General features: G+C 67.5%; 24 protein-coding genes. 14 read left to right on the top strand and 10 right to left on the bottom strand.

Features of this window, described 5'->3' with window-relative positions; translation table 11 throughout:
• Positions 1-4 precede the first annotated feature (4 nt).
• A complete protein-coding gene (locus tag RZA67_RS14955) occupies positions 5-538 on the top strand; it encodes a hypothetical protein (protein ID WP_317213515.1) in 534 nt (177 codons plus the stop codon).
• 65 nt (positions 539-603) lie between these two features.
• On the opposite strand, the gene RZA67_RS14950 is transcribed toward RZA67_RS14955, so the two are convergent.
• Complete coding sequence (locus tag RZA67_RS14950; RefSeq protein ID WP_317213514.1) at positions 604-1194, bottom strand: hypothetical protein; 591 nt, start codon at positions 1192-1194, stop codon at positions 604-606.
• 272 nt (positions 1195-1466) lie between these two features.
• Here RZA67_RS14950 and RZA67_RS14945 point away from each other — a divergent pair, with 272 nt between their 5' ends.
• From RZA67_RS14945 to RZA67_RS14910, 8 genes are all read left to right on the top strand, one after another.
• Positions 1467-2957, top strand: a complete 1491-nt coding sequence (locus tag RZA67_RS14945; protein WP_317213513.1) for an MBOAT family O-acyltransferase — start codon at positions 1467-1469, stop codon at positions 2955-2957.
• Positions 2944-4002, top strand: coding sequence for a DUF459 domain-containing protein (locus tag RZA67_RS14940; RefSeq protein WP_317213512.1), 1059 nt, complete (start codon positions 2944-2946; stop codon positions 4000-4002). Before RZA67_RS14945 ends, RZA67_RS14940 begins: the two co-directional genes overlap by 14 nt.
• A gap of 11 nt (positions 4003-4013) precedes the next feature.
• On the top strand, positions 4014-5159 hold the full coding sequence (locus RZA67_RS14935; RefSeq protein WP_317213511.1) for an SGNH/GDSL hydrolase family protein: 1146 nt from the start codon (positions 4014-4016) through the stop codon (positions 5157-5159).
• A 49-nt stretch (positions 5160-5208) separates the two neighbouring features.
• On the top strand, positions 5209-5487 hold the full coding sequence (locus tag RZA67_RS14930; protein WP_317213510.1) for a hypothetical protein: 279 nt from the start codon (positions 5209-5211) through the stop codon (positions 5485-5487).
• A 155-nt stretch (positions 5488-5642) separates the two neighbouring features.
• Entirely contained in the window at positions 5643-6026 is a 384-nt protein-coding gene (locus RZA67_RS14925) for a glycine zipper 2TM domain-containing protein (protein WP_317213509.1), read from the top strand.
• Positions 6027-6138: 112 nt separating this feature from the next.
• The gene (locus tag RZA67_RS14920; protein WP_317213508.1) at positions 6139-6645 is read left to right on the top strand and encodes a hypothetical protein; all 507 of its coding nucleotides are present in this window, start codon (positions 6139-6141) and stop codon (positions 6643-6645) included.
• Between the two features lie 222 nt (positions 6646-6867).
• Positions 6868-8433 (top strand): EAL domain-containing protein, encoded by a 1566-nt coding sequence (locus RZA67_RS14915; protein WP_317213507.1) that lies wholly within the window; start codon positions 6868-6870, stop codon positions 8431-8433.
• An 89-nt stretch (positions 8434-8522) separates the two neighbouring features.
• Entirely contained in the window at positions 8523-9290 is a 768-nt protein-coding gene (locus RZA67_RS14910) for a MipA/OmpV family protein (protein ID WP_317213506.1), read from the top strand.
• Between the two features lie 44 nt (positions 9291-9334).
• Here RZA67_RS14910 and RZA67_RS14905 read toward each other — a convergent pair whose 3' ends face one another.
• Positions 9335-9586, bottom strand: a complete 252-nt coding sequence (locus RZA67_RS14905) for an accessory factor UbiK family protein (protein ID WP_317213505.1) — start codon at positions 9584-9586, stop codon at positions 9335-9337.
• Positions 9587-9734: 148 nt separating this feature from the next.
• On the opposite strand from RZA67_RS14905, the gene RZA67_RS14900 reads away from it, so the two are divergent.
• Entirely contained in the window at positions 9735-10073 is a 339-nt protein-coding gene (locus RZA67_RS14900) for a P-II family nitrogen regulator (protein ID WP_317213504.1), read from the top strand.
• 41 nt (positions 10074-10114) lie between these two features.
• Here RZA67_RS14900 and RZA67_RS14895 read toward each other — a convergent pair whose 3' ends face one another.
• Entirely contained in the window at positions 10115-10771 is a 657-nt protein-coding gene (locus tag RZA67_RS14895; RefSeq protein WP_317213503.1) for an RIO1 family regulatory kinase/ATPase, read from the bottom strand.
• 381 nt (positions 10772-11152) lie between these two features.
• On the opposite strand from RZA67_RS14895, the gene RZA67_RS14890 reads away from it, so the two are divergent.
• On the top strand, positions 11153-12058 hold the full coding sequence (locus RZA67_RS14890; RefSeq protein WP_317213502.1) for an aspartyl/asparaginyl beta-hydroxylase domain-containing protein: 906 nt from the start codon (positions 11153-11155) through the stop codon (positions 12056-12058).
• Here the strand turns inward: RZA67_RS14890 and RZA67_RS14885 are convergent.
• From RZA67_RS14885 to speE, 3 genes are all read right to left on the bottom strand, one after another.
• Positions 12055-13365 (bottom strand): hypothetical protein, encoded by a 1311-nt coding sequence (locus RZA67_RS14885; RefSeq protein WP_317213501.1) that lies wholly within the window; start codon positions 13363-13365, stop codon positions 12055-12057. The two genes, RZA67_RS14890 and RZA67_RS14885, sit on opposite strands and share 4 nt — an antisense overlap.
• Before the next feature lie 65 nt (positions 13366-13430).
• Positions 13431-14306: a TIM barrel protein gene (locus tag RZA67_RS14880; RefSeq protein ID WP_317213500.1), complete on the bottom strand. Its 876-nt coding sequence runs from the start codon at positions 14304-14306 to the stop codon at positions 13431-13433.
• Positions 14307-14451: 145 nt separating this feature from the next.
• Positions 14452-15306, bottom strand: coding sequence for a polyamine aminopropyltransferase (gene speE, locus RZA67_RS14875; RefSeq protein ID WP_317213499.1), 855 nt, complete (start codon positions 15304-15306; stop codon positions 14452-14454).
• A gap of 196 nt (positions 15307-15502) precedes the next feature.
• Between speE and speA the strand changes: the two genes are divergently transcribed.
• Positions 15503-17392, top strand: coding sequence for an arginine decarboxylase (gene speA, locus RZA67_RS14870; protein ID WP_317213498.1), 1890 nt, complete (start codon positions 15503-15505; stop codon positions 17390-17392).
• 59 nt (positions 17393-17451) lie between these two features.
• The gene (locus RZA67_RS14865) at positions 17452-17772 is read left to right on the top strand and encodes a DUF6122 family protein (protein ID WP_317213497.1); all 321 of its coding nucleotides are present in this window, start codon (positions 17452-17454) and stop codon (positions 17770-17772) included.
• Positions 17773-17920: 148 nt separating this feature from the next.
• Here the strand turns inward: RZA67_RS14865 and RZA67_RS14860 are convergent, their stop codons facing one another.
• Genes RZA67_RS14860 through RZA67_RS14850 form a run of 3 tightly spaced genes read right to left on the bottom strand, consistent with a single transcriptional unit; the run spans position 17921 to position 20180 of the window.
• Positions 17921-19246: a HAMP domain-containing sensor histidine kinase gene (locus RZA67_RS14860; RefSeq protein ID WP_317213496.1), complete on the bottom strand. Its 1326-nt coding sequence runs from the start codon at positions 19244-19246 to the stop codon at positions 17921-17923.
• The gene (locus tag RZA67_RS14855) at positions 19243-19905 is read right to left on the bottom strand and encodes a response regulator transcription factor (protein ID WP_317213495.1); all 663 of its coding nucleotides are present in this window, start codon (positions 19903-19905) and stop codon (positions 19243-19245) included. The genes RZA67_RS14860 and RZA67_RS14855 overlap by 4 nt, the downstream gene beginning before the upstream one ends.
• Entirely contained in the window at positions 19905-20180 is a 276-nt protein-coding gene (locus RZA67_RS14850) for a PepSY domain-containing protein (RefSeq protein ID WP_317214033.1), read from the bottom strand. The genes RZA67_RS14855 and RZA67_RS14850 overlap by 1 nt, the downstream gene beginning before the upstream one ends.
• A 145-nt stretch (positions 20181-20325) precedes the next feature.
• Here RZA67_RS14850 and RZA67_RS14845 point away from each other — a divergent pair, with 145 nt between their 5' ends.
• Entirely contained in the window at positions 20326-20772 is a 447-nt protein-coding gene (locus RZA67_RS14845; protein WP_317213494.1) for a PepSY domain-containing protein, read from the top strand.
• A 9-nt stretch (positions 20773-20781) separates the two neighbouring features.
• On the opposite strand, the gene RZA67_RS14840 is transcribed toward RZA67_RS14845, so the two are convergent.
• Positions 20782-21279, bottom strand: coding sequence for a hypothetical protein (locus RZA67_RS14840; protein ID WP_317213493.1), 498 nt, complete (start codon positions 21277-21279; stop codon positions 20782-20784).
• Positions 21280-21384 lie beyond the last annotated feature (105 nt).

Below are 21384 nucleotides of genomic sequence, written 5' to 3'. Positions count from 1 at the left end.
CGCGATGTCCAAGCCTCTTCTCGTTGTGACTGCCCTGGCGCTGCTGGCGGGCTGCTCGCCGTCCCCGACGCCGACCGCAGCGCAGGGAGAGGCGCCGGGCACGGCGGAAACGGGTGATGCGCCCGCCCCGGTGGACGCGGACGGCGACACCGCCCAGCTGTTCGAGGTTGCCGACGACCGGGTACAGCTCAACGCCGGCATGCTGGAAGTCACCGGCCTGATGGGCGAGCAGGCGCTGTTGTTCGATGCGCGGACGATCCGCCCCAAGGCCTTCCTGCACGAGCTGGTGCGAGGGGTCGACATGGGGCCACGGCAGGCGGTGCTGGTCGCTGAGATCAGTGGCGGCATGGCGTGCCCGGCGCAGTACTTCTTCGTTGAAGTGGACGCGCAGGGGCAGGCCGTGGTCTCGCCCGAATTCGGCACCTGTTCGGACGTGCCGCAGCTCAGAACCGAGGGCGCGGCGGTGGTGGTCAGCATGCCGGCCGCCGAGGGTGAGAAGGCCTGGCGCTATGTGGGCGGCAGACTGACCGCGTTGTAACCGGTGCTGCCTGGGCGCGATGGCGTGTGGCGGACGGCAAACAGCGCCGCCCGCCACGCTGCGGCTCAGTCGGCTTCAGGCGCCAGGTCGATGCCTTCCAGTTGGCTGTCGGCGGTGTCGGGGCGGCAGTTGACCGTGGCCGCGTGCGCGCCGCGGATCTGCACGTCCACGCCCGCGCTGACCGGCTCGGCCGCATCCGGGTCGCGCTCGGCGCTCCAGAACACCGAATACACGGTATCGCCGTTGGGCACGTTGACCCGGTAGGTCATGCTGCGGCCCACGCCTGCCCACTGCCAGGTGGTGGCGCGCGCGCGCGGCACGGCCAGCACCATTTCCGGCTTGCCGTTGGCCGCGGTGTAGACGTAGCGGATCGTGGTGCCTTCGTCGAACAGCTCGACGGTCTTGCTGCTGTTGGTGCGGCAGTAGAAAACGCGCAGCGATGAGGCGGGCACGGCCGTGTCAGCCGCTGCGACCGGGGCAGCTGGCGGTGCCGGTGCGGCGGGCGCTTCGGGTGCCGGCGGAGCGGGTGCTGGCGGCGCGCTGTCGGTGGCAGGCGCAGCCGGGGCGGGCGGTGCAGGCGGAGCGGCAGCCGGCTGGCAGGCGCCGAGCAGGCAGGCGCTGCTGGCAGCCAGCAGCAAAGTGGGCAGGGTGCGCATAGGTCCTTCTTTTCCTTGTTCCCGGGGATGATGGCCGCCCGTTGCGAAACAGAGGCGGGCAGCCGATGGTAGCCAAGGACAGCCCGCTTGCGTGCGCCGGATTTCTGGCGCCGATGCCCCGGCGCGCAAGGCGTGCGCCCCTGCGCAGGAAGTGCTTGAAGTTTGCCGGACGCAGTGGCAATGTCCTCGCCGCTCAATGACGAGCGGATGGGTAGAACCATGGATTGGCAGCTTTCGGGCGCAGCGCGCCCCTGCGTGCGGGGATGGTCCCGATGGGCCTGATCTCGATCGAATTCGCGCTCGGCTTTCTTCTGTTCCTGCCGCTGTACTGGTCGTTCCGACGCAGCCCGCAGACCCAGAATCTCCTGCTCACCGTCGCCAGCCTCGGCATGCTGTGGTACTTCGTTACCGGCGTGGCGGTGCTGGTGCTGGTTGGCTTCACCGCGGCGATCTATCTGTTCTCGCTGGCGCTGGCCGACGCGCAGGGCCGCTGGCGCCGCTTCTGGGTGGTGATGGGCGTGCTGGTGGCGGTGGCCCATCTGGCGTTCTGGAAGTATTCGGAGTTCTTCCGCCCGGTCATCGCCGCCGGGCTGCAGCAGCGTGGGCTGCCGGCCGCGCCGTTCGAAACCACCTGGGCGCTGCCGCTGGGGATTTCGTATTACAGCTTCCAGGCCATCAGCTACCTGGTGGGCCAGTATCGCGGGCAGATTCCCGCTGTGCGCCGGTTGTCCCTGCTCGACCTGCTGCATCACTTCGGTCTGTTCCTGACCATCACCTCCGGGCCGATCCACCGCACGGTGGATGCCAGGCAGCTGACCGACATCAATGATCAGCCCTGCAATGCGCTGGATCAGATCCAGACCCGGCAGCCGCGCTCGATGCTGGCACCGACGCTGGCGGTGAGCCTGATCCTGCTGGGGCTGTGCAAGAAGTGGTGGCTGGCCGGCTGGCTGGCCCAGCTGGCCGTGGACCCCGTGTTCGCCAATCCTTCGCTGTATCAGAGTGTGGATGTGCTGGTGGCGATCTTCGGGTTCACCCTGCAGCTGTTCCTGGATTTCTCCGGCTACAGCGACATGGTGGTGGGGTTGGGCCTGCTGCTGGGTCTTCGCCTGCCGGTGAACTTCCGCGCGCCGCTGCTGGCGCACAACATCCGCGAGTTCTGGAACCGCTGGCATATCAGCCTGTCCACGTGGATCCGTGACCACATCTATCTGCCGCTCGGTGGCAGCCGCGATGGCTGGGTGCGCACCCAGCTCAACCTGCTGGTGGCGATGATGCTGTCGGGCATCTGGCACGGCTTTGGCTGGAACTTCCTGGTGTGGGGGCTGATCCACGGCATCGCGCTGGTGCTGTTGAACATTGGCGATGCGGTGCTGTCCTGGCTGATGCCGGCGCGCCGGCGCGATCATCTGGCCGCGCTTGGCTGGCCGGGTCGTGTGCTGGGCACACTGATCACCGTGCAGTTTGTCTGCGCCGCGTTCGTACCCTTCCGCGCGCGCTCGATGGAAGAAGCCATGGCCGTGTTCGCGGCACTGGGCAACGTGCACGACATTCCCGCGCAGGCGCATGCCGTGCCGCTGCTGCTGGCGATGGGGCTGCTGTGGCTGGTCTACCCGCTGCTGCAGCACGTGCCGCGCCGCTTTGCGGCGATGGTGGACCACCTGCCTACCGTGCTGCGCCCGGCACCGTTGTTCGCCGCGTTGGCTGCCATCGTCCTGTTCGCGCCGTCAGGCATTCCGGGGTTCCTGTATGCAAACTTCTGAATCGGCAGTACGCGCACAGCCGACCTCGGTGCTGGGCACGCTGTTCGTGCTGGTGGTGCTTGCGGCGGCTTCGCTCTGGCTGACCCAGGAGTCGATCGAGACGTACGTGGAGCAGACCTACCATCAACCCAGCCCGCTGGCGCCGCTGTCCACCGTGCCGGCGTGGCGCGTGGGCGCGCAGGCGTGGACGCGCCTCAATGAAGGCTATGGTCAGCTGCGCGACCGCATTGCAGGCCAGGCCGCACAGGTGACCGAGGCGTTCAACCAGCGCATGGTGCTGACCGAGTCCTACCACGAGCGGCAGCGCCAGCAGGCCGCTGCGGCCGAAGCACTGCGGCAGCAGCGGTTGGCCGAGGCTGCGCAGCTGGAAGCCCAGCAGTTGAAGGAGCGCTACCTGGCGCTGGCGGCGCAGGACCACGTGCTGATGGCCGGCGATTCGCTGATGCAGGGCGTTGCTCCGCACCTGCAGCGTGAGCTTGCCCAGCGTTTTGGCATCAGCAGCCAGAACCTGAGCCGGCAGAGCACCGGGCTGTCCTACCCCGGTTCGTTCGACTGGCCGGCGACCATCGAGGCCGCCGTGAAGGACGACCCGACCCTGCGTCTGGTGGTGGTGATGCTGGGCCCGAACGATCCGTGGGATATGCCTGATCCGGCGCGCCACGGCGGGCCTTACCTGCGCTTCCAGAGTGAAGCGTGGGAGCAGCGTTACCGCGAGCGGGTGGCCCGCATCATCAACTTCAACACCGCACACGGCGTTTCCACGTTGTGGGTGGGCGCACCGGGCATGAAGGCTGCGCGCCTGGACGGGCAGATGCAGTGGCTGATGACGGTGATCCAGAGCGAAGTGGAGAAGCAGGGCGCCGTGTTTCTGCCCTCGCGCGCCGAGCTGCCGGGTGCGGGCGCCGAAGGCGGTTACCGGGATTCAGTGGATGTAGACGGGCAGTTGGTCAAAATGCGCAGCGGAGACGGCATCCACTTCTCGGTCGCTGGCCAGCGTTATCTGGCAGGCAGGATACTGGAGACGCTCCGCCCCCCTTCCCGATGATACGGATGTCGATGCGCGCTCCTGCCCTGCTTGCCCTCGCCCTGTCTGCCGTGCTGGCGGCCAGCCCCACGGTTTCCGCCCATGCCCTGCAGGATTTCGGCGATGCGCCTGCGGCGCGCGCGCTGGCCCGCCTGCAACCCGGCGCGGAGGCCGGCGCGCGCCTGCATCTGGTGCAGATCGGCGACTCGCATACGGCCGGTGACTACTTCACCGACCGGCTGCGCGAACGCCTGCAGCAGCGCATCGGTGATGGGGGCATGGGCTGGGCGATGCCGGCCTGGTTCAATGGCCAGCGCATGTCGCGGGTGGGGTATGACCAGCAGGGACTGGTGCTGCTCAGCAGCCGCAGTTCCGGCGAAGCCGATTACCCGTTCGGTGGCCTGATCGCACAGGGCGGTGGCACGCCGACCGCGTTGACGATCAAGTCCAAGGCCGGTGACCAGCCCCTGCAGGAAGTGACCGTGCTGCTCAGCCAGGGCGCCACGGACCCGGACCTGGATGTGGTGGATGCCGATGGCCGGCAGCTGCGCTTCAGCAGTCCGGTGGTCGAACCGGGCTGGGCCAGCTTCAGTTTCAAGGCGCGGCTTCCGTTCACGCTGACCACCCAGGGCAGCCCGGAGACCCGCATCGGTGGCTGGTGGCTGGGCAGTGGCCGCCCGGGCGCGATCGTGTCGGCAGTGGGCATCAACGGGGCAGAGCTGGCGCACTGGTCGCGCTGGCGCCCGGGCTGGATGCAGGACCTGGCGGCGGGCAAGCCGGACATCGTGGCCATTGCCTACGGCACCAACGAAGCCTTCCGCAGTCCGCTCAGCGCTGAACAGTTCCGCGGCGAGCTGGAGGCGGCCATCGACCAGTTGCGACGTCAGCTGCCGGGCGTCGGTGTGCTGGTCATCGGTGCGCCGGAGTCGCTGAAGAGCCAGGCGGGCAGCTGTGGCCAGCGCGCGCCCTCGCTGGACATGGTGCAGCAGATCCAGCGCGAGGTCGCCCAGCAACGGCGGACGCTGTACTGGGACTGGCAGCAGGCGATGGGGGGACGCTGCTCGATGAAGGGCTGGGTGGGCAGTGGACTGGCGCGCAAGGACGGTGTGCATTTCAGCAAGGAAGGCTACGAGCGCGCCGCCGATGATCTGTATCAGGGGCTGGTGGCACCGCGCTGAACGGTGGCATGCTGCCCGCTTGAACATCAGGTCCAGGGAGGACAGCAGCATGCAGCAGCGAACGCGCACGACGCGCACGCAGTCGGTGGCCTTCGCCGCTGCGATGTTTTTCATGGTGCTGGCGATGTCGTCCAGCACGCACTGGTTTCCGCTGGTGTTCCTGTGCCTGGCAGTTTCCGGCGGGCCCACGCCTCTGGCGCGCCGTATCACGCTGGGGATCGGCCTGGCAGGTGCGCTGCTGACAGGCGGCTACTACGTAGGCAAGGAACTGGCCAGGCGTGATGCGGGCGCCTGTGAAGCCACCGCCTGCGAGCAGTCGCAGCGCTGAGGCGCCGGTCGGCTGCGGAAGCTGAATCTGGAAGCGGTTTCCCTTCAGCCAGGCGGGTAATGTTCCGGAAATCTTCAGCGAGCGGAATCGATGCTGCAAGTCGTAAATGACCTGCACATCAGGTCGCCCCGACCACCTGCTTCTGGAGAACCGCCATGTTCAACGCCAACTCGCTCAGCTTCCGTGGTATCGCCCTGGCCCTGGTACTGGTTGGCGGCGCTGCAGCTGTGGGTGACGCCGATGCGATGTCACGCAAGGACAAGCGCACGCTGATCGGTGCGGCCGTCGGTGGTGTCGCCGGGCATGTGGTCTCCAATGGCGACCCGACGATGACCATCGGTGGCGCGGTGGCCGGTGGTGCCATCGGCAACCTGACCACCAAGGACCACGACCGCCGCGACTACCGTCACGACCGTCGCTACGATCACCGCTATGATCGCCGCAACCAGGCACGTCACTGGGACAACGGCCGTCGTCATGACAAGCGCCATCATCACGACCGTCGTCATCACGACCGCCGCCGTCACGGCTGGCGTTGATCCAGCAGGGGTGCGCAACGCCCCTGCAGTCCAGGCCTGATGCATCGGCCCCGCCTTGACACCAGGGCGGGGCTTTTGTTTTTCTCATGGGCTTGGACAGGAGTGGCATGCGATGGAATGCGAGATCCCGGTTTCCCTGTTGTCACCGGACATGGTGATATCCGGCGTCATCCCCGCGCTGCTCGCGCTCGGCGCCGGCGTGATGGTCTGTCTGTTTACCCGGTTGCCACGACGCCGCAAGCTCATCGTTCTGGCGGTGACGGGGTTGCTGTCGCTGGCGGGCGTGGCTTCCACGGTGATGCTGGCCAGCCGGTCGCAGGTGCAGGTGCGCGATGGCGTGCTGCATGTGAGGGCCGGCTTCTGGCGTGCGCAGGCGCCACTGGCAGATGTGCAGTTCGATCCGGTGCCGACCCGGCGCCTGCCACGGCGCACCAATGGCATGAGCGCCGATGGCGTGCGCGCGGGCTGGTTCGAAGCGGTTGATGGCACACGCACCTTTGCGTTGGCACGGGGCGAGGACCGGATGACGCTGCGCAGCGGCGCCGGGTTCGATATCACACTCGACCCGGACACCTACCGCCGCCTGCGCGACTGCCTGCAGGCTGACGATCCGGACTGACCGCGTCGCGGGCATCCGCGTACACATGCAGAAACCGCTTGACGCGTGCCGCAGGAACAGCAGGATGACGTTTTGTCGCAGCTTGCTGGTGTGGGTTCAACGCATGGATGACGCAGAAACGCGGCAATGTCGAAAAAAGTGTGATGCAAATCGCAGAAAATGCGTCAGCGCGTGCACCGGTCGATGTGGGGCTGTCCTGCCCTGTCCTGGGGTCACCGGTTGATGGCGCTCGCAAAAGTGGAGCGCCTGCGCACGGCGATCGAAGAAAAGCGTGTGCATCCCTGCTTCCAGCCCATCGTGTCGGTCGCCACCGGGCAGCTGCGCGGCTTTGAAGTGCTGGCGCGCTGGACCGACCCGCAGCTTGGGGCGATCCGGCCGGATACCTTCATCCCGTTGGCACGCAGCGGCGGCATGCTCGCGGCGTTGACGCTGTCGCTGATGCGCCAGGCCTGCACCGCCGCGCGCGAATGTGCCGGTGAGTTCTATCTGGCGTTCAACATCCCGCCGGGCCTGTTGATCGAACCGGCCTTCGTGCAGGACTGGCTGGATGTGGCGGCCGAGTGTGCGTTTCCGCTGCATCGCCTGCGTGTGGAGATGACCGAAGTCGAAGTGGTCGAGGATGAGGAGGCGGCCGAGCTGAGCATCGCGCTGCTGCGCCGGGTCGGCATCAAGACGATGCTCGACGACTTCGGCACCGGCTACTCGAGCCTGGTGCGTCTGCATCGCTTCGAGTTCAACAAGATCAAGATCGACGGTAGTTTCATCCAGACACTGGAAGAGGATGAGGCCAGCCGCAAGATCGTTTCGGCCATCGTCGGACTCGGCAAGAGTCTGGGTGCCGATGTGGTGGCCGAATGTGTGCAGACCCGTTTCCAGCTGGATTTCCTGGCCAGCATCGGTTGTGACGCCTACCAGGGCTGGTTGCTGGCCGCAGCGATGGAGGCCAGCCAGCTTGAGGCATGGTTGACCGCCTACCAGCCACAGCAGCGCGTGGGCGGTGGCTCGATGCTCTCGCCCTACCAGCGGCAGTACCAGCTGGAGATTCTCTACGATCGTTCGCCGGTGGGTCTGTGCTTCATCGACCCGGACCTGCGTTTCATCGATGCGAACCTGCGTTTCTGCCAGATGATCGGTCTGCAGCGGTCGGCAATCCTGGGGCGCCAGGTCGGCGACGTGCTGGACGAGCCGCTGCGCCAGCGCGTGCTCGCCGTGCTGCTGAAATCACTGTACGACGGTCAGGGCGACCTGCGTGAGTTCACCTTTGCCGGCCGCGAAGAGACCTGGCTGATCAGCCACGACCGGGTACTGGATGCGGCCGGTGTGCTGCTCGGGGTGTCGGTGGTGTGCATCGATGTTACCGAACGCAAGCGCTATGAGGCCGCACTGCAGTTGCGCGAGCAGGGCGACCTCGGCATGGCGTTGGACAGCCCGACGGTGATGTGGGTGGCCGAAGCCTCGGGTGTGCTGAGCTATATCTCACCGCATGCCATGGACGACGAAGGGTCCAGCCTGCAACAGCGCATCGACCGCTGGTATGCCCGCATGCATCCGAGGGACCGCGTGCGTGTGCGTGCGGAGTGGAATGCGCGCGCGATCGATGCCACCCAGTTCCAGACCCGCTTCCGGGTGCTGTGGGCGGGGCAGGAGTGGCGCTGGGTGGTGAGCCGGGCCACGCTGCATGTCGGCGCCGGTCAACCGCGCTGGTTCGGTCTGTTCACCGACATCTCGCGCGAGGTGGCGCTGGAACAGGACCTGGGCCGCCAGCGCGGGCTGGCCGCGTTGCCCTGAGCAACCGCGTGCGCACCGCCGCGCAATGTTCGCGCAACGTTCGCCGCGCATGGTGCAGGGTTGTCACTTTCCTCCAGCACGGATCGCCCATGCGCCTTTGCCTGACTGCGGTGTGCAGCGCCGCCCTGATGACTCTCATCAGCGCCGCGCGCGCCGATGACACCGACCCCGGCCAGCACCGCGGCTGGAGTGCCGGCATCGGTGCCGCGTGGAGCCCGAGTGCGTACCGCCATTACCGGAACCGGGCCTGGCCGGTGCCCACCTTTGCCTACGAGGGCGACAGGTTCTTCGTGAGAGGACCGGGAGTGGGCTATCGACTGATGCAGCAGCCGCAGTTCGACCTCAACGCCGTGCTCACCCTGCATCCGCAGCGCTACCGGGCCAAGGATGCACGGCTGGCCGCGATGCGCGAACTCGACAACCGCGATTTTTCCGGCGTGGCCGGCCTGGACGCGCGCTGGCGCGCTGAATGGGGCATGGTCGGCGCAGCGGTGAAGAAGGAAATCACCGGGCACGGCGGCGGCATCACCGGCGACCTCAACTACAGCTATCCGCTGCCGAGTGGCCGGGTCACCTGGATTCCGATGGTGGGCGTGGAATACGCCAGCGCGGCCATGAACGATTATTACTATGGCATCAGCGCACGCGAAGCAGCCCGCTCGGGTCTGCCGGGCTATCGACCGGGCAGCTCGGTCTCGCCCTACGTGTCCATTGCTGCGCGGATCTCGCTGGGCGAGCGCTGGGACGCGACGGTCGGGGTACGTTCGCTGCGCCTGTCCGACGAGGTCAAGAACAGCCCGATGGTGGGCCGCAGCATGGCCAACGGCTATCTGGCCTCGGTGAACTACCGCTTCTGAGTACGCCAGCCGGGCGGCCGCCTGCAGGCGCCGCCCGCTCGCGCTCAGCCCTGCGGCGGCTGTTTCTCCATCGCGGCTACTGCCGCTTCCAGCGTCTCCAGCTTTTCCCGCGTGCGCAGCAGCACCGCGCGCTGCACCTCGAACTCCTCGCGGGTCACCAGGTCCAGCTTGCCCAGCCCGGCCTGCAGCGCGCTTTTGAACGTGGACTGCAGCTCTTCGCGCGATTGCCGCAGGCCCGGCGGCACCAGGTCGCTGAGGCGGCGCGCCAGGTCATCAAGGTGGGTGAGGTCGATCATGCGGGCTCCATCAATGCAATGGCCCGCGCGTTGAGCGCAGGCATCGTGGCAAGGATACTGCCGTGCGCCACCGGCGCCCAGCACGGCGCCGTCGCGTCAGCGCCGGGCAGGCGCTATTCTCCCCGCCATCAGAGTGGAGGAACGACGGATGAAGATGGTCATGGCGGTGGTCAAGCCGTTCAAGCTCGACGACGTGCGCGAAGCGCTGGCCGAGCGGGGCGTCACCGGCATCACGGTGACCGAGGTGAAAGGCTTCGGTCGGCAGAAGGGGCACACCGAGCTGTACCGCGGCGCCGAATACGTGGTGGATTTCCTGCCCAAGGTGAAGCTGGAAGTGGCGGTGACCGACGACCAGGTGGAGTCGGTGGTCGAAGCCATCGTCAAGGCGGCCGGCACCGGCAAGATCGGCGATGGCAAGGTGTTCGTGTACGACCTGGGCAGCGTGGTGCGCATCCGCACCGGTGAGCTGGACGCCGACGCGCTCTGACGCGGCGGCTGGCCGGCAGGGGCCGGTCTTCCGCGCAGCGCCTAGTGCTTGGCCCAGCGGTAGAAGCGCTTCCAGCCCTGGCGGATCGCGGCTACCCAGGTGGGGTCGGCCACCAGCGCCGCCTGCCGCGGGCTCGGCGGCTGGCCGGTCATGCGCTGGCGCATCTTCAGCAGGTTTTTCAGGTCCGAGCGGCGCAGCTGCCGTGACAGCGGACCGCGACGCAGCCAGCGCGGCGTGCGCCAGGCCGAGGTGAAGTCCAGCAGCACCGGAACGCCCGCGCTGACCACCACATTGGTGCCATGCAGGTCGTTATGGGTGATGCCCTCGCCGTGCAGGCGCGACAACGCGTGCTGCAGCTGCTCGAAGACCTCGGCGCTGACCGCCTGCGCGCTGCTGAGCGTCTCGCCGGGGATGAACTCCATGCCCAGTGCCAAGCCGCCCATCGTGCCCAGCAAGGCCGGCGCATGCCGCCAGCCGGTCAGGCGGCCCAGCATGCGGGCCTCGCGCTTGACCAGCAGGCGCGCCAGCGGCGAGAGCAGGGTGCCCTGATAGCGGGTGTAGTCCTTTACCACGGCTGGCTGCCCCTGCATGCAGGTGCGGTAGACATCCGGTTCCAGGAAGCGCTCACCGCGCTTGAGCAGCTGCGGGATCGCGGCGTCGTCGCCGCAGACGGGGATCTGGGATGCAAGGGTGTTCATGACGTTCTCGGCTACCCGGTGGGCGGCGCAAAGCGTCAAGCGAACCGGTGTGAGGAAGGGAGCTAAGTTTTCGTTAATTTTAGTACTGCCGAGTACGTTAATCCATGGCGCATTACCCACTTGAATGCAACAGTGCGTCGTGAAACGGGTATTCGGCAGCGCAATTGAAACGAAACCCGGCATTTTCATCACATATCGCACACATCGCCCGAGTGAGCGTGGGCGGGGCGGCACGCGAAGTCCTTGACCGCAGCGGGGCCGCTGCCGACCATATCGCCTCGTCGCCGCCAGCCTGACCGGCTCCTGCGGCGCGATGCCTCTTGTGGCGCCTGCCGCAGGTGTTGCCCTCTTCTGCTATCCGGCCCGTGCCGGAGGAATTCGATGATCAAGATCGTGCTTGCGCTGCTGTTCGTGGCCTGCGTGCTGTACATCCACTACCGTGGCAGGGTCCGCGCGCGCTGGTCGCGGCAGCTGCTCGACCACTCCAGCTTCATGGCGCCGATCAACGTGATCATGTACCTGTTCTCCAAGGTACCGACGACGCCGTTCCTGGACCCGGGCAAGGAGTTTCCGCAACTCGAGCCCCTGCGGCAGAACTGGCAGGTCATCCGTGATGAGGCGCTGGCGCTGCGCGATGCCCAGAAGATCGCCGCCTCGAGCAGCTTCAACGATGCCGGGTTCAACTCCTTCTTCCGCCGCGGCTGGAAGCGTTTCTACCTGCGCTGGTACGGCCCCTCGCATCCCTCGGCCAAGGCGATGTGCCCGCAGACCGTCGCGCTGATCGAATCGATTCCCGATGTGCGCGCGGCGATGTTCGCGCAGCTGCCGCCCGGCAGCGAACTGCGCCCGCACCGCGACCCGTTTGCCGGCTCGCTGCGCCTGCACCTGGGGCTGAGCACGCCCAATGACGATGGCTGCTACATCGAGGTGGACGGGGTCAAAAAGAGCTGGCGCGACGGTGAGTGGATGATGTTCGACGAGACCTACATCCACCACGCGCACAATGACACCGAACAGGACCGCGTGATCCTGTTCTGCGACATCGCCCGCCCGCTGCGCTTCGGTCTGCCGGGGCTGTTCAACAAGGCAGTGGCGGCCACGCTGCTGGCCGGCGGCGCCTCCCCGAACCTGCCCGGTGACCCGACCGGCGGGGTCAACAAGGCATTTGGCGGGCTGTACAAGGTGCGTCTGAAGGCCAAGGCGCTGCGCGAGCGCAGCTTCGTGACCTACCAGGTGATCAAGTGGGGCCTGGTCCTGGCGGTGATCGCCGGCATCTGGGCGCTCTAGGCCCGCGAGAGAAGGGCCGTCTCCGCCGTCGCTCGGGCGGCGGCGCGCTCGGCGCTGGCAAGGCGCACGCACAGGGCCACGACCATCGCCGCCATGCGGATCTGATCGGGGCTGAGCCGTGAGGGCGTCATCGGCAGCCAGCAGTCGCCGGCATCGTTACCGGTGCAGTGGGTCAGGCCTGGTGCGGGCAGCTGCACGCCCACATCGGCGGCCAGCGTGGCCACCCGCGCGGCGCACCCGCCCGGCACTTTCAGCGCCAGATGGTAACCGCCGGAAGGCGAGCGCCACTGCACCCCGGCCATGTCGTCGAGCAGCTCCCGGAACACGCTCTCCAGCACCCGGAACCGCAGCTGCAGCAAGCGCCCGTGCTGGCGCATCCGTTCGATGATGTCATCGGCGCTGCGCAACAGGCGCAGGTGGCGCAGCTGGTTGACCGTATCGCTGCGCAGGCCGTGCGCGCGCTGGCACCGCAGCCACCAGCGCAGGCGTTCCGGGCTGGCACCAAACAGCGCGATCCCGCTGCCCGGCAGGGTCATCTTCGAGGTCGAGGCGAAGGACAGCGCGCGCTGTGCATGGCCGGCCGCCACGCAGGCGGCATGCAGCTGTGGCGCGGGTGCGTGGGCCGGGTCGAAATCCAGCAGGGCGCCGCCGTTGTCGCACAGCAGGGTAAAGTCGGGCGCGGCTGCGGGCATCGCGGCCAGCCGCCGCATCACCCCTTCGCTGTAGATGCAGCCGCTGGGCCGCGCATGCCGGGGCGTGCACCACATGCCATGGATGGAGGGATCGGTCGCCACCAGGGCCTCGACCACGTCCATGTCCGGCCCGTCGGCGCGCATCGGTACCGGCACCATGCCCAGGCCGAAATAGCGGCAGATGCCGAAGTGGCGGTCGTCGCCCGGTTCCGGGCAGAGCAGGCGCACGCGCCCCGCGCGGCTCCATGGCCGCTGGCCCGGCAGACCGCGAACCCAGACGTGGCCGACGGTGGCATGCATCAGCTGCAGGCTGCTGTTGCCCTGCAGTGCGACCTGCTCGGCCGGGATACCCAGCAGCATGGGCCCCAGCAGACCACGCAGCGCGACCAGTCCTTGCCGCGAGCCCTCGCCATCGAGCCAGTCCTGGCCGCCTTCGCCACCATAGGGCGCCTCGCCGGGCAGGCTGAGCAGGTCCTGCGACAAGGCCTGTTGTGACGGTGAGAGCCGGTCGCGACTGAGGTCCAGCTGCAATGGCGCGGCGCGCATGCGCGCATGCCACAGCTGCAGTCCGTGCAACGACGGGGGACGGGCAGGGCATCGTGCTGCAAGGGACATGGTCAAGCTCCGGGCATCGGGCATTGCCGACGACGCTGCGCGGTTGCGCCGCTTCCGTGATCGGTTCATGGCGGTGTCCGCCGCAGCAGCTGGTCCAGGTCATGCAGCCCTGTCCGCACATCGGTGGTTTCCGCCGTGAAGGCGATGATGCCGCTCCACTCCAGGGCGTCGGCCGCTGCCAGCAGCCTGCAGACGGGCGGCGTGGCGTGCTCGGCGGCGTGCCGGGCCATGCCGCAGCGATCCAGATCACTGATGCACAGGCCGACGATGCGGTGATGGAGGCGGCGGAACATGGCCACCGGGTCGCCGCCGTTCATCCAGGCATTGGACACGTCGAGGAAACAGCACAGGCGTGGGACCTGCTCCAGCATGCTGGTGACTTCTTCTTCGGTGGTGCACAGGTAGTCGAACGGGTGGAAGCGCATGTAGCCGCACAGGCTCTCCATCCAGACCGGCACGCCGCGCGTGGCGGCAATGTCGACCAGTGGCCGCAGCGTTTCCACCGCCTGCTGTAAGGCGCGCGCGCGTGCCTGCGGCGAGCGTTGCGGTGCGCTCACGCCGCCGCCGTGGAGAACCAGCGGCGCGCCGCCCAGCGCATTGCACAGCTCGATTTCATCAAGCACGTGCGTCACGCCGGCATCGGCCCGCGCGCGTTCGCGGCTGCCCAGCATGCTGCGGCAGCTGCCGTGGTAGATCGGCTGCACGCCGTTATGCGCGATTGCCGTGTGCAGCGCCTGCAGCCTCGAGGCCGAAAAACCGGACGGCTCTTCGCCCCGCAGGTTGCCGTCGATGTACCAGTGGCTGTAGCCCTGCAGCGCGGCGCAGCGCAGCCCGGTCTCAGCCGGCAGGGCATCATGGCGGGCGGCCGCGCGCATGAAACGGGGCCACATCCTCCGCGCGGCCGCCGGTACGTGGCGACGGGCACCGGGTACGGTTTCCATGAACGACCCCATGCATGACGATGGGATCAGTCTGCGCACCCCGGCCGCTCAGGGCCTTAAGGGGGCACGAGGCTCGGATGTAGGTAAAACCAGCAACCGGCAGTGGGAAACACCGCCGGTTGCCTCCAGCACGCGCGTCTGGCGATCAGCGCGTCAGTGCGGCTTCAACGAACGGCGGGGTGACCAGCACGCCGGTATGCAGCGCGGCGGTGTAGTACAGGGTGTCGAACGACTTGGCGGCGGCATCGGCCTGGCGGAAGTCGAAGCCCGGCTGGCCCTTGCGCGCCAGCGTGACGCTCCACCAGCCGGTGGGGTAGCACGGCTGCGGGAACGGCAGGGTCTTGAACGAGCCGAAACCGGCCTTGCCCATCTCGGTGCGCATCTCGTTGATCAGCGCCAGCTGCATCAGCGGCGATTCGGACTGCTGCACCAGGATGCCATCGTCTTTGAGCGCCTTGAAGCAGCTCTCGTAGAAGGCCTTGTTGAACAGCCCTTCGCCCGGGCCGACCGGGTCGGTGGAGTCGACGATGACCACATCGACGCTGCCGGCCGGGCAGTTGGCCATGTAGGCCACGCCGTCGTCGAACATCAGTTCGGCGCGCGGGTCGTCATTGGAGTCGCACAGTTCCGGGAAGTGCTTGCGCGCCATCACCGTGACCTGCTCGTCGATATCGCACTGGGTCACGCTCTCCACGCCCTTGTGCTTGAGCACTTCACGCAGGGTGCCGCAGTCGCCGCCACCGATGATCACCACGCGCTTGGGGGCGGGGTGGGTGAACAGCACCGGGTGGCTGATCATCTCGTGGTAGAAGAAGTTGTCCTTGGTGGTCAGCATGATGGCCCCATCGATGGTCATCAGGTTGCCCCAGTCGGTGGTCTGGAAGATCTCGATCTTCTGGAACGGCGACTGCACTTCATCCAGCTTGCCGGTGAGGCGGTAGCCGATGGCCGAGCCGGTGCGTTCGAAATGCTCGATGTACCAGTTGCTGTTGTCAGTCATGGAGAGTCCTGTAGGTCCTGTTCGGAGGATGGGGGCGACCGGGCTGGCGGCGGAGGCCGCGTGGCAGAGCCACGTCCGGACGGGGGCCCCGTTCAGGTTTCTGGCCTGGGCACGGGCGCGGGCGCGCATGATAACGAACCCTTGGTCGATCAGGGGTTATCATGCACCCCCTTTTTTACCAACCAGGCCGACTGCAATGACCGATTGGTCCCTCGACCAAGCCCGCAAGACCTATTCGATTCCGCATTGGGCGGACGGTTATTTCGATGTGGATCAGGCCGGGCACATGGTAGTGAGACCGACAGGGGCCGACGGCCCGGTCGTGTCGTTGCCCGATGTGGTCGACGCCGCGCGCGCAGCCGGGGCCAAACTGCCGCTGCTGGTGCGTTTTCCGGACATTCTCGGGCAGCGCCTGGGCAAGCTGCAGGCGGCCTTCGCGCAGGCCCAGCAGGACTGGGACTATGCCGGCGGCTACACCGCGGTCTACCCGATCAAGGTCAACCAGCACCGCGGCGTGGCCGGCACCCTGGCCAGCCACCATGGCGAGGGCTTTGGCCTGGAAGCGGGCAGCAAGCCCGAGCTGATGGCCGTGCTGGCTTTGTCGCGCCCGGGTGGGGTGATCGTGTGCAATGGCTACAAGGACCGCGAGTACATCCGTCTGGCGCTGATCGGGCGCAAGCTGGGCCTGCAGACCTTCATCGTCATCGAAAAGCCCTCCGAGCTGAAGCTGGTGCTGGAAGAATCCAGGGCGCTGGACGTCAAGCCGGGTCTGGGCGTGCGCATGCGGCTGGCCTCGCTGGGCGCTGGCAAATGGCAGAACAGCGGCGGTGACAAGGCCAAGTTCGGCCTGTCGCCGCGTCAGCTGCTGGACCTGTGGAAGTCACTGCGCGATACCGAGTACGCCGACTGCCTGAGCCTGCTGCATTTCCACATGGGCTCGCAGATCTCCAACGTGCGCGACATCGCCAACGGCATGCGCGAGGCCACCCGCTATTTCGTCGAGATGTCGCAGCTTGGCGCGAAGATCACCCACGTCGACGTGGGCGGCGGGCTGGGCGTGGACTACGAAGGCACCCGCTCGCGCAGCTTCTGCTCGATCAACTACGGGCTGCACTCCTACGCCAGCAACATCGTGCAGCCGCTGGCCAGTGCCTGCGAAGAGCATGGGCTGCCGCCGCCGCGCATCATCACCGAATGCGGCCGTGCGATGACCGCGCACCACGCCGTGCTGATTGCCAACGTCTCTGAAGTGGAACAGGCGCAGGAAGGCCGCATCCCCGACCAGCACGATGATGAGCCGGCCTCGATCCGCCATCTGCGCGAGATCCAGCAGGAGCTGGATGTGCGTCCGGCCATCGAGCTGTGGCAGGAAGCGCAGCACTTCCACGCCGAAGGCCTGTCCAGTTATGCGCTGGGCCAGATCGACCTGCCGCAGCGTGCGCGTATCGACGATCTGTTCTACGCCATCGCCCATGGCGTGCGCGCGCGTCTGAGCTTCGATGAGAAGAGCCACCGCCCGGTGCTGGACGAGCTGAACGAGCGGCTGGTGGACAAGTACTTCGTCAACTTCAGCGTGTTCGAGTCGATCCCGGATGTCTGGGCCATCGACCAGGTGTTCCCGATCGTGCCGATCGAGCGGCTGGACGAGCGCCCGCAGCGCCGCGGCATCGTCGCCGACATGACCTGCGATTCCGATGGCATGGTCGACACCTACGTGGGCAATGAAAGCCTGGACAGCTCGCTGCCGCTGCATGCGCTGAAGCACGGCGAGAGCTACCGCATCGGCTTCTTCATGGTCGGTGCCTACCAGGAGATCCTGGGCGACATCCACAACCTGTTCGGCGACACCGATGCGGTGGAGGTGGTGGCCGATGCCGATGGCTATGCGATCACCCAGCAGCGCCGGGGCGATACCACCGACGTGATGCTGGACTACGTGGGCTATTCGCTGGACGAACTGCGCGCCACCTATGCCAAGCGGGTAGCCGCCGCCGCGCTCCCGCCGGCGCGCGCCGCCGAGCTCTCGCAGGCGCTGGAAGCCGGCCTGACCGGGTACACCTACCTGTCCGACGAGCCGCTGGCCTGAGCAGGGCCGGCAGACAGGGCACCGCGCCTGGCGCGGTGCCCTGTCGATGAGGGAAGCCGATGAGCGCACGCGCGATCTTCCACCTGTTCCTGCACGCGGCAGTGCCGGCGTTGCTGGCGTGGATGTTCTGGCGCAAGCGTTTCGCCTCGGCCTGGCTGCTGTTGCTGCTGGGGTGGATCATCGACCTGGACCATCTGCTGGCCGACCCGGTATATGCGCCGAACCGCTGCAGCATCGGGTTCCATCCCCTGCATACTGCGCCAGCGATCGCGGTCTACGCCGGGCTGTGCGTACCGAAGAAAACGCGCCTGTTGGGTATTGGTCTGCTGGTGCATATCGCCTTGGACGCCATTGACTGCTGGTGGATGCACCACCGTTGACCGCGCCGCCCACCGCGCGCTGCTGTGGTGGAGCCGACCCCCCGGTCGGCTGCTCGCCGGCCAGACCACCGCGCTTGCGCGCGGCGAGCCGACCGTAGGGTCGGCTCTACCGGTCGGCCGGGTCGCGATGATGCCCCGCAAGGCGAACTCAGGCTTCCGGCAGCCACAGCGTGGCGCGCAGGCCGCCGTCGGGTTGGTTCCGCAACTGCAGGCGTCCGCCGTAGCTGGCCGCAACATCGCCTACGATCGCCAGCCCCAGCCCGCTGCTGCCTTCGCGTTCGTCCAGGCGCACGCCGCGCCTTGTGACCTGCTGCAGTGCGTCCTCGCTCAACCCGGGACCGTCGTCGCTGACATCGATACGCAGCTGATCCTGCTCGGAGCGCGCTTCCACCCACACCCTCGCGGCGGCCCATCGGCCCGCATTGTCCAGCAGGTTGCCCAACATCTCCTCCAGGTCGGCACTGGCGCCGGCAAACGCCAACGGCTGCACGACCGCTGAGGTGTTGAACTGCACGCCGCGCGCCTCGTGCACGCGCGTCATCAGCCGGCACAGCGCCTGCAGCACAGGGGCGACCTCGCTGCGCTGGCGGTGGTCCACCGCCAGCCCGGCCGCCAGGTAACGGTCGATGCTGGCCTGCATGCGCGCACCCTGTTCGTGCAGGGTCTGCCGCCAGTGCACGCCATCGCCGGCCGCCTCGGTGCCGAGCACGGTCAGTGGGGTCTTCAAGGCATGCGCCAGATCCTGCGCACTGGTGCGGGCCCGCGCCACCATGCGCTGATGGTGCTGCAGCAGTGCGTTGAGCTCTTCCCCCAGCGGGGCGAGCTCGGCGCCCAGCGCTGCGGTGTCGATCTGCTGGCTGTCGCCGCGGCGTACGTGTTCGACCTGGCGACCAAGCCGCTGCAGCGGGCGCAGCCCGAAATGCACCACGCTGACCAGCACCGCCAGCCAGCAGGCCACCAGCACCGCCAGCGCCAAGGCACTGCGCTGGCGGAACTGTGCCACCTGTTCCTGCATGCCGCCGCGATCCAGCGCTACCGCCACCTGCATCGGGGCCTGTGCACGCGGCAGCCGTACCTGCTGCAGACGGGCACGCAGCGGTTGTCCCAGCGGCCCGGGCAGGTCGATCGAACGCGGCGTGCCGGTGGCCGCCGGCATCACCAGACTCTGGTCCCACAGCGAGCGTGACTGCAGCAGCGGCCGGCCCTGCGCGTCGGCGATCTGCCAGTACGCGCCGGAGAACACCCGTTGGAAGCGTGCATCGTTGGGCGTCTGCCGCAGCGCCAGGCGGCCCTGTGCATCGATTTCGGCCTGCGCCAGTAGCGTGAGCAGGTGTTGTTCCAGGGTGGCATCGAGATTGTCGCGCGCGCTGCGCTCGAAGAGATGGCCCAGCAGCGCGGTGGCCACCACCGTGACCAGGACCAGACCCAGGCCGCCGGCCCACAGCAGCCGTGCCCGCAGCGAGGGCCGCCTCATGCCGGGGCCGACAGGCGCCAGCCGTGGCCACGCACCGTCTGGATCAGGTCCATGCCCAGCTTGCGCCGTACGCGGCCGAGCAGCACGTCCAGCGCATTGGAATCCGGGTCGAAGCCGCCCTCCAGCACGTGTTCGCCGAGCGTTTCGCGGCCGATCACGCGGTCGGGCTGGTGCATGAAGCAGCTCAGCAGCCGGAACTCCTGCGGGCTCAGGACCAATGGCTCGCCGTCCAGGGTGAACCGCGCAGCGTTGATGTCCAACTGCAGCGGCCCGCAGTGCAGGCGCGGGCTGGCGTGGCCCCGGCTGCGCCGGATCAGCGCGCGCAGGCGCAGCACCAGTTCGTCGGGCTGGAACGGCTTGGTGAGGTAGTCGTCCGCACCGGCATCAAAGCCGGCCAGCTTGTCATGCCAGCGGTTGCGTGCGGTCAGCACCAGCACGGGGAAGTGGCGGCCATTGGCGCGCCAGCGCTCGATGATGCTCAGCCCGTCCAGTCCGGGCAGACCCAGGTCGACGATGGCCGCTTCGATGTCTTCAATCTGCCCATGCACTTCGGCTGCCACGCCATCATGCAGGCACGTCACCACGTAGCCGGCGTCCTCCAGCAGGGGCTGCAGGCGCTGGGCCAGCGCGGCGTCATCCTCGGCCAGCAGGATCCGCATCAGTCATCGAGCTCCGTCTTGAGCAGCTTGCCGTTGCGCGCATCATAGTCCAGCTCGACCACCACGCCGTCGCTGCGCAGGATCTCGATCTCGTAGATGCCTTCATCCAGCTTCACCTCCAGCAGCTTGCCGGGATGACGACGCAGTGCATCGCGCACAACGTCTTCCAGCGGCAGGTAACGGCCCTGTTGCACCGCTTGGCGGGCATCCTGCTGCACCGGGTCCTGGCCGGCAGCCAGCGGTGCGCTGGCCAGCAGCGGCAGGGCAAGGATCAGCAGCAGGCGGGGGCGCGTTGACATGGGCACCATCATCGCCGGTGCAGGCTAACCATCGACTAACAGCGCTGCCTAGAAGGCTGTTAGACAGAGTCGCCACACTGCAGGGGCAGGCCGGGACCGTCCCGCCCCCAAGGAGAATGTCATGATCAAGTCACTTACCGTCGCCGCCGCTGTGCTGCTGGCTGCCACCGCGTCGGCACAGGCGCCCCGCGCGCCCGCTGCCGCCACGACGCTGGCCGAGGTCGAACAGCTGCTGCGTACCGCCGGGTACAGCCGCATCCATGAGATTGAAAAGGATGATGGTCTGTGGGAGGCCGACGTCAGCCGTGATGACGGGCGTTTCCGCGAGGTCTATGTCGACCCGCGCAATGGGGAGATCTTCGACGCGTTCGACGGGCGCAGCGAGCTGAGCGTCGAGCAACTGCTGGCCAAAGCCAAGGAGCAGGGCCTGCACGGCATCCACAAGCTGGAACGCGATGGTGCGACGTGGAAGCTGGAGGCCCGCAATGCGCGCAACCAGCCGGTGGAAGCCCGGCTAAGCGGCCACGATGGCCGCCTGATCCACAGCGAGCGCGATGGCTGGCTGTAACGGCGCGGCTTACCAGCCGTAAGGCGGCGGGTAGTCCCAGTAGCCGCGGCCTGGGCCGTAGAAGCCGCCACCGTAGCCGCCCCAGGGGCCCATGAAGCCGGGCCCCTTGCCCTCGCTCACGTTGATGTTGAGGTTGACCCCGTGGGTCTTGCCCTCATCGGTGGTGTAGTTCTTGCTGAGATTGAGCGAGGCGGCGTTGTAGTGGCTGTTGCCACCCTGCTTTGAGTAGCCGATGCCCGTGGTGAAGCTGCCCGAGACGCGCACCTTGTCATCGGTGACCTCGGCGATCCGACCATCACCCTGCGGCCGCGGGCCACTTTTGTCGCCGTAATATGTGCCCGGCGGGTCCTGCTGGAAACGTGGGTCGTTCATGTAGCGGACCGGTTCCTGCGGAACGCCCAGGTCGAGCCCGCTGGAGGACTGCGGGCCAACAGCACCGGCGGCGCTCTGTGCGGAAGCGGCAAGCGGGCCGGCGGCCAGGCACAGCAGCATCAGGGGGCGGATCATCGGCACACTCCATGCAGCGGAAGGAAACGCACGCGGCGCTTGAAGGCGACCGTAGCAGCCCCTGCTTGAATAGTGCCTGTCGCCGTCCGGCATGGGTAGTGCCGG

Source organism: Stenotrophomonas sp. C3(2023), assembly GCF_032911385.1.
Lineage (GTDB): Bacteria > Pseudomonadota > Gammaproteobacteria > Xanthomonadales > Xanthomonadaceae > Stenotrophomonas.
The sequence above is the reverse complement of the archived record's forward strand: the minus strand, read 5'-3'. Positions and strand labels throughout refer to the sequence as shown.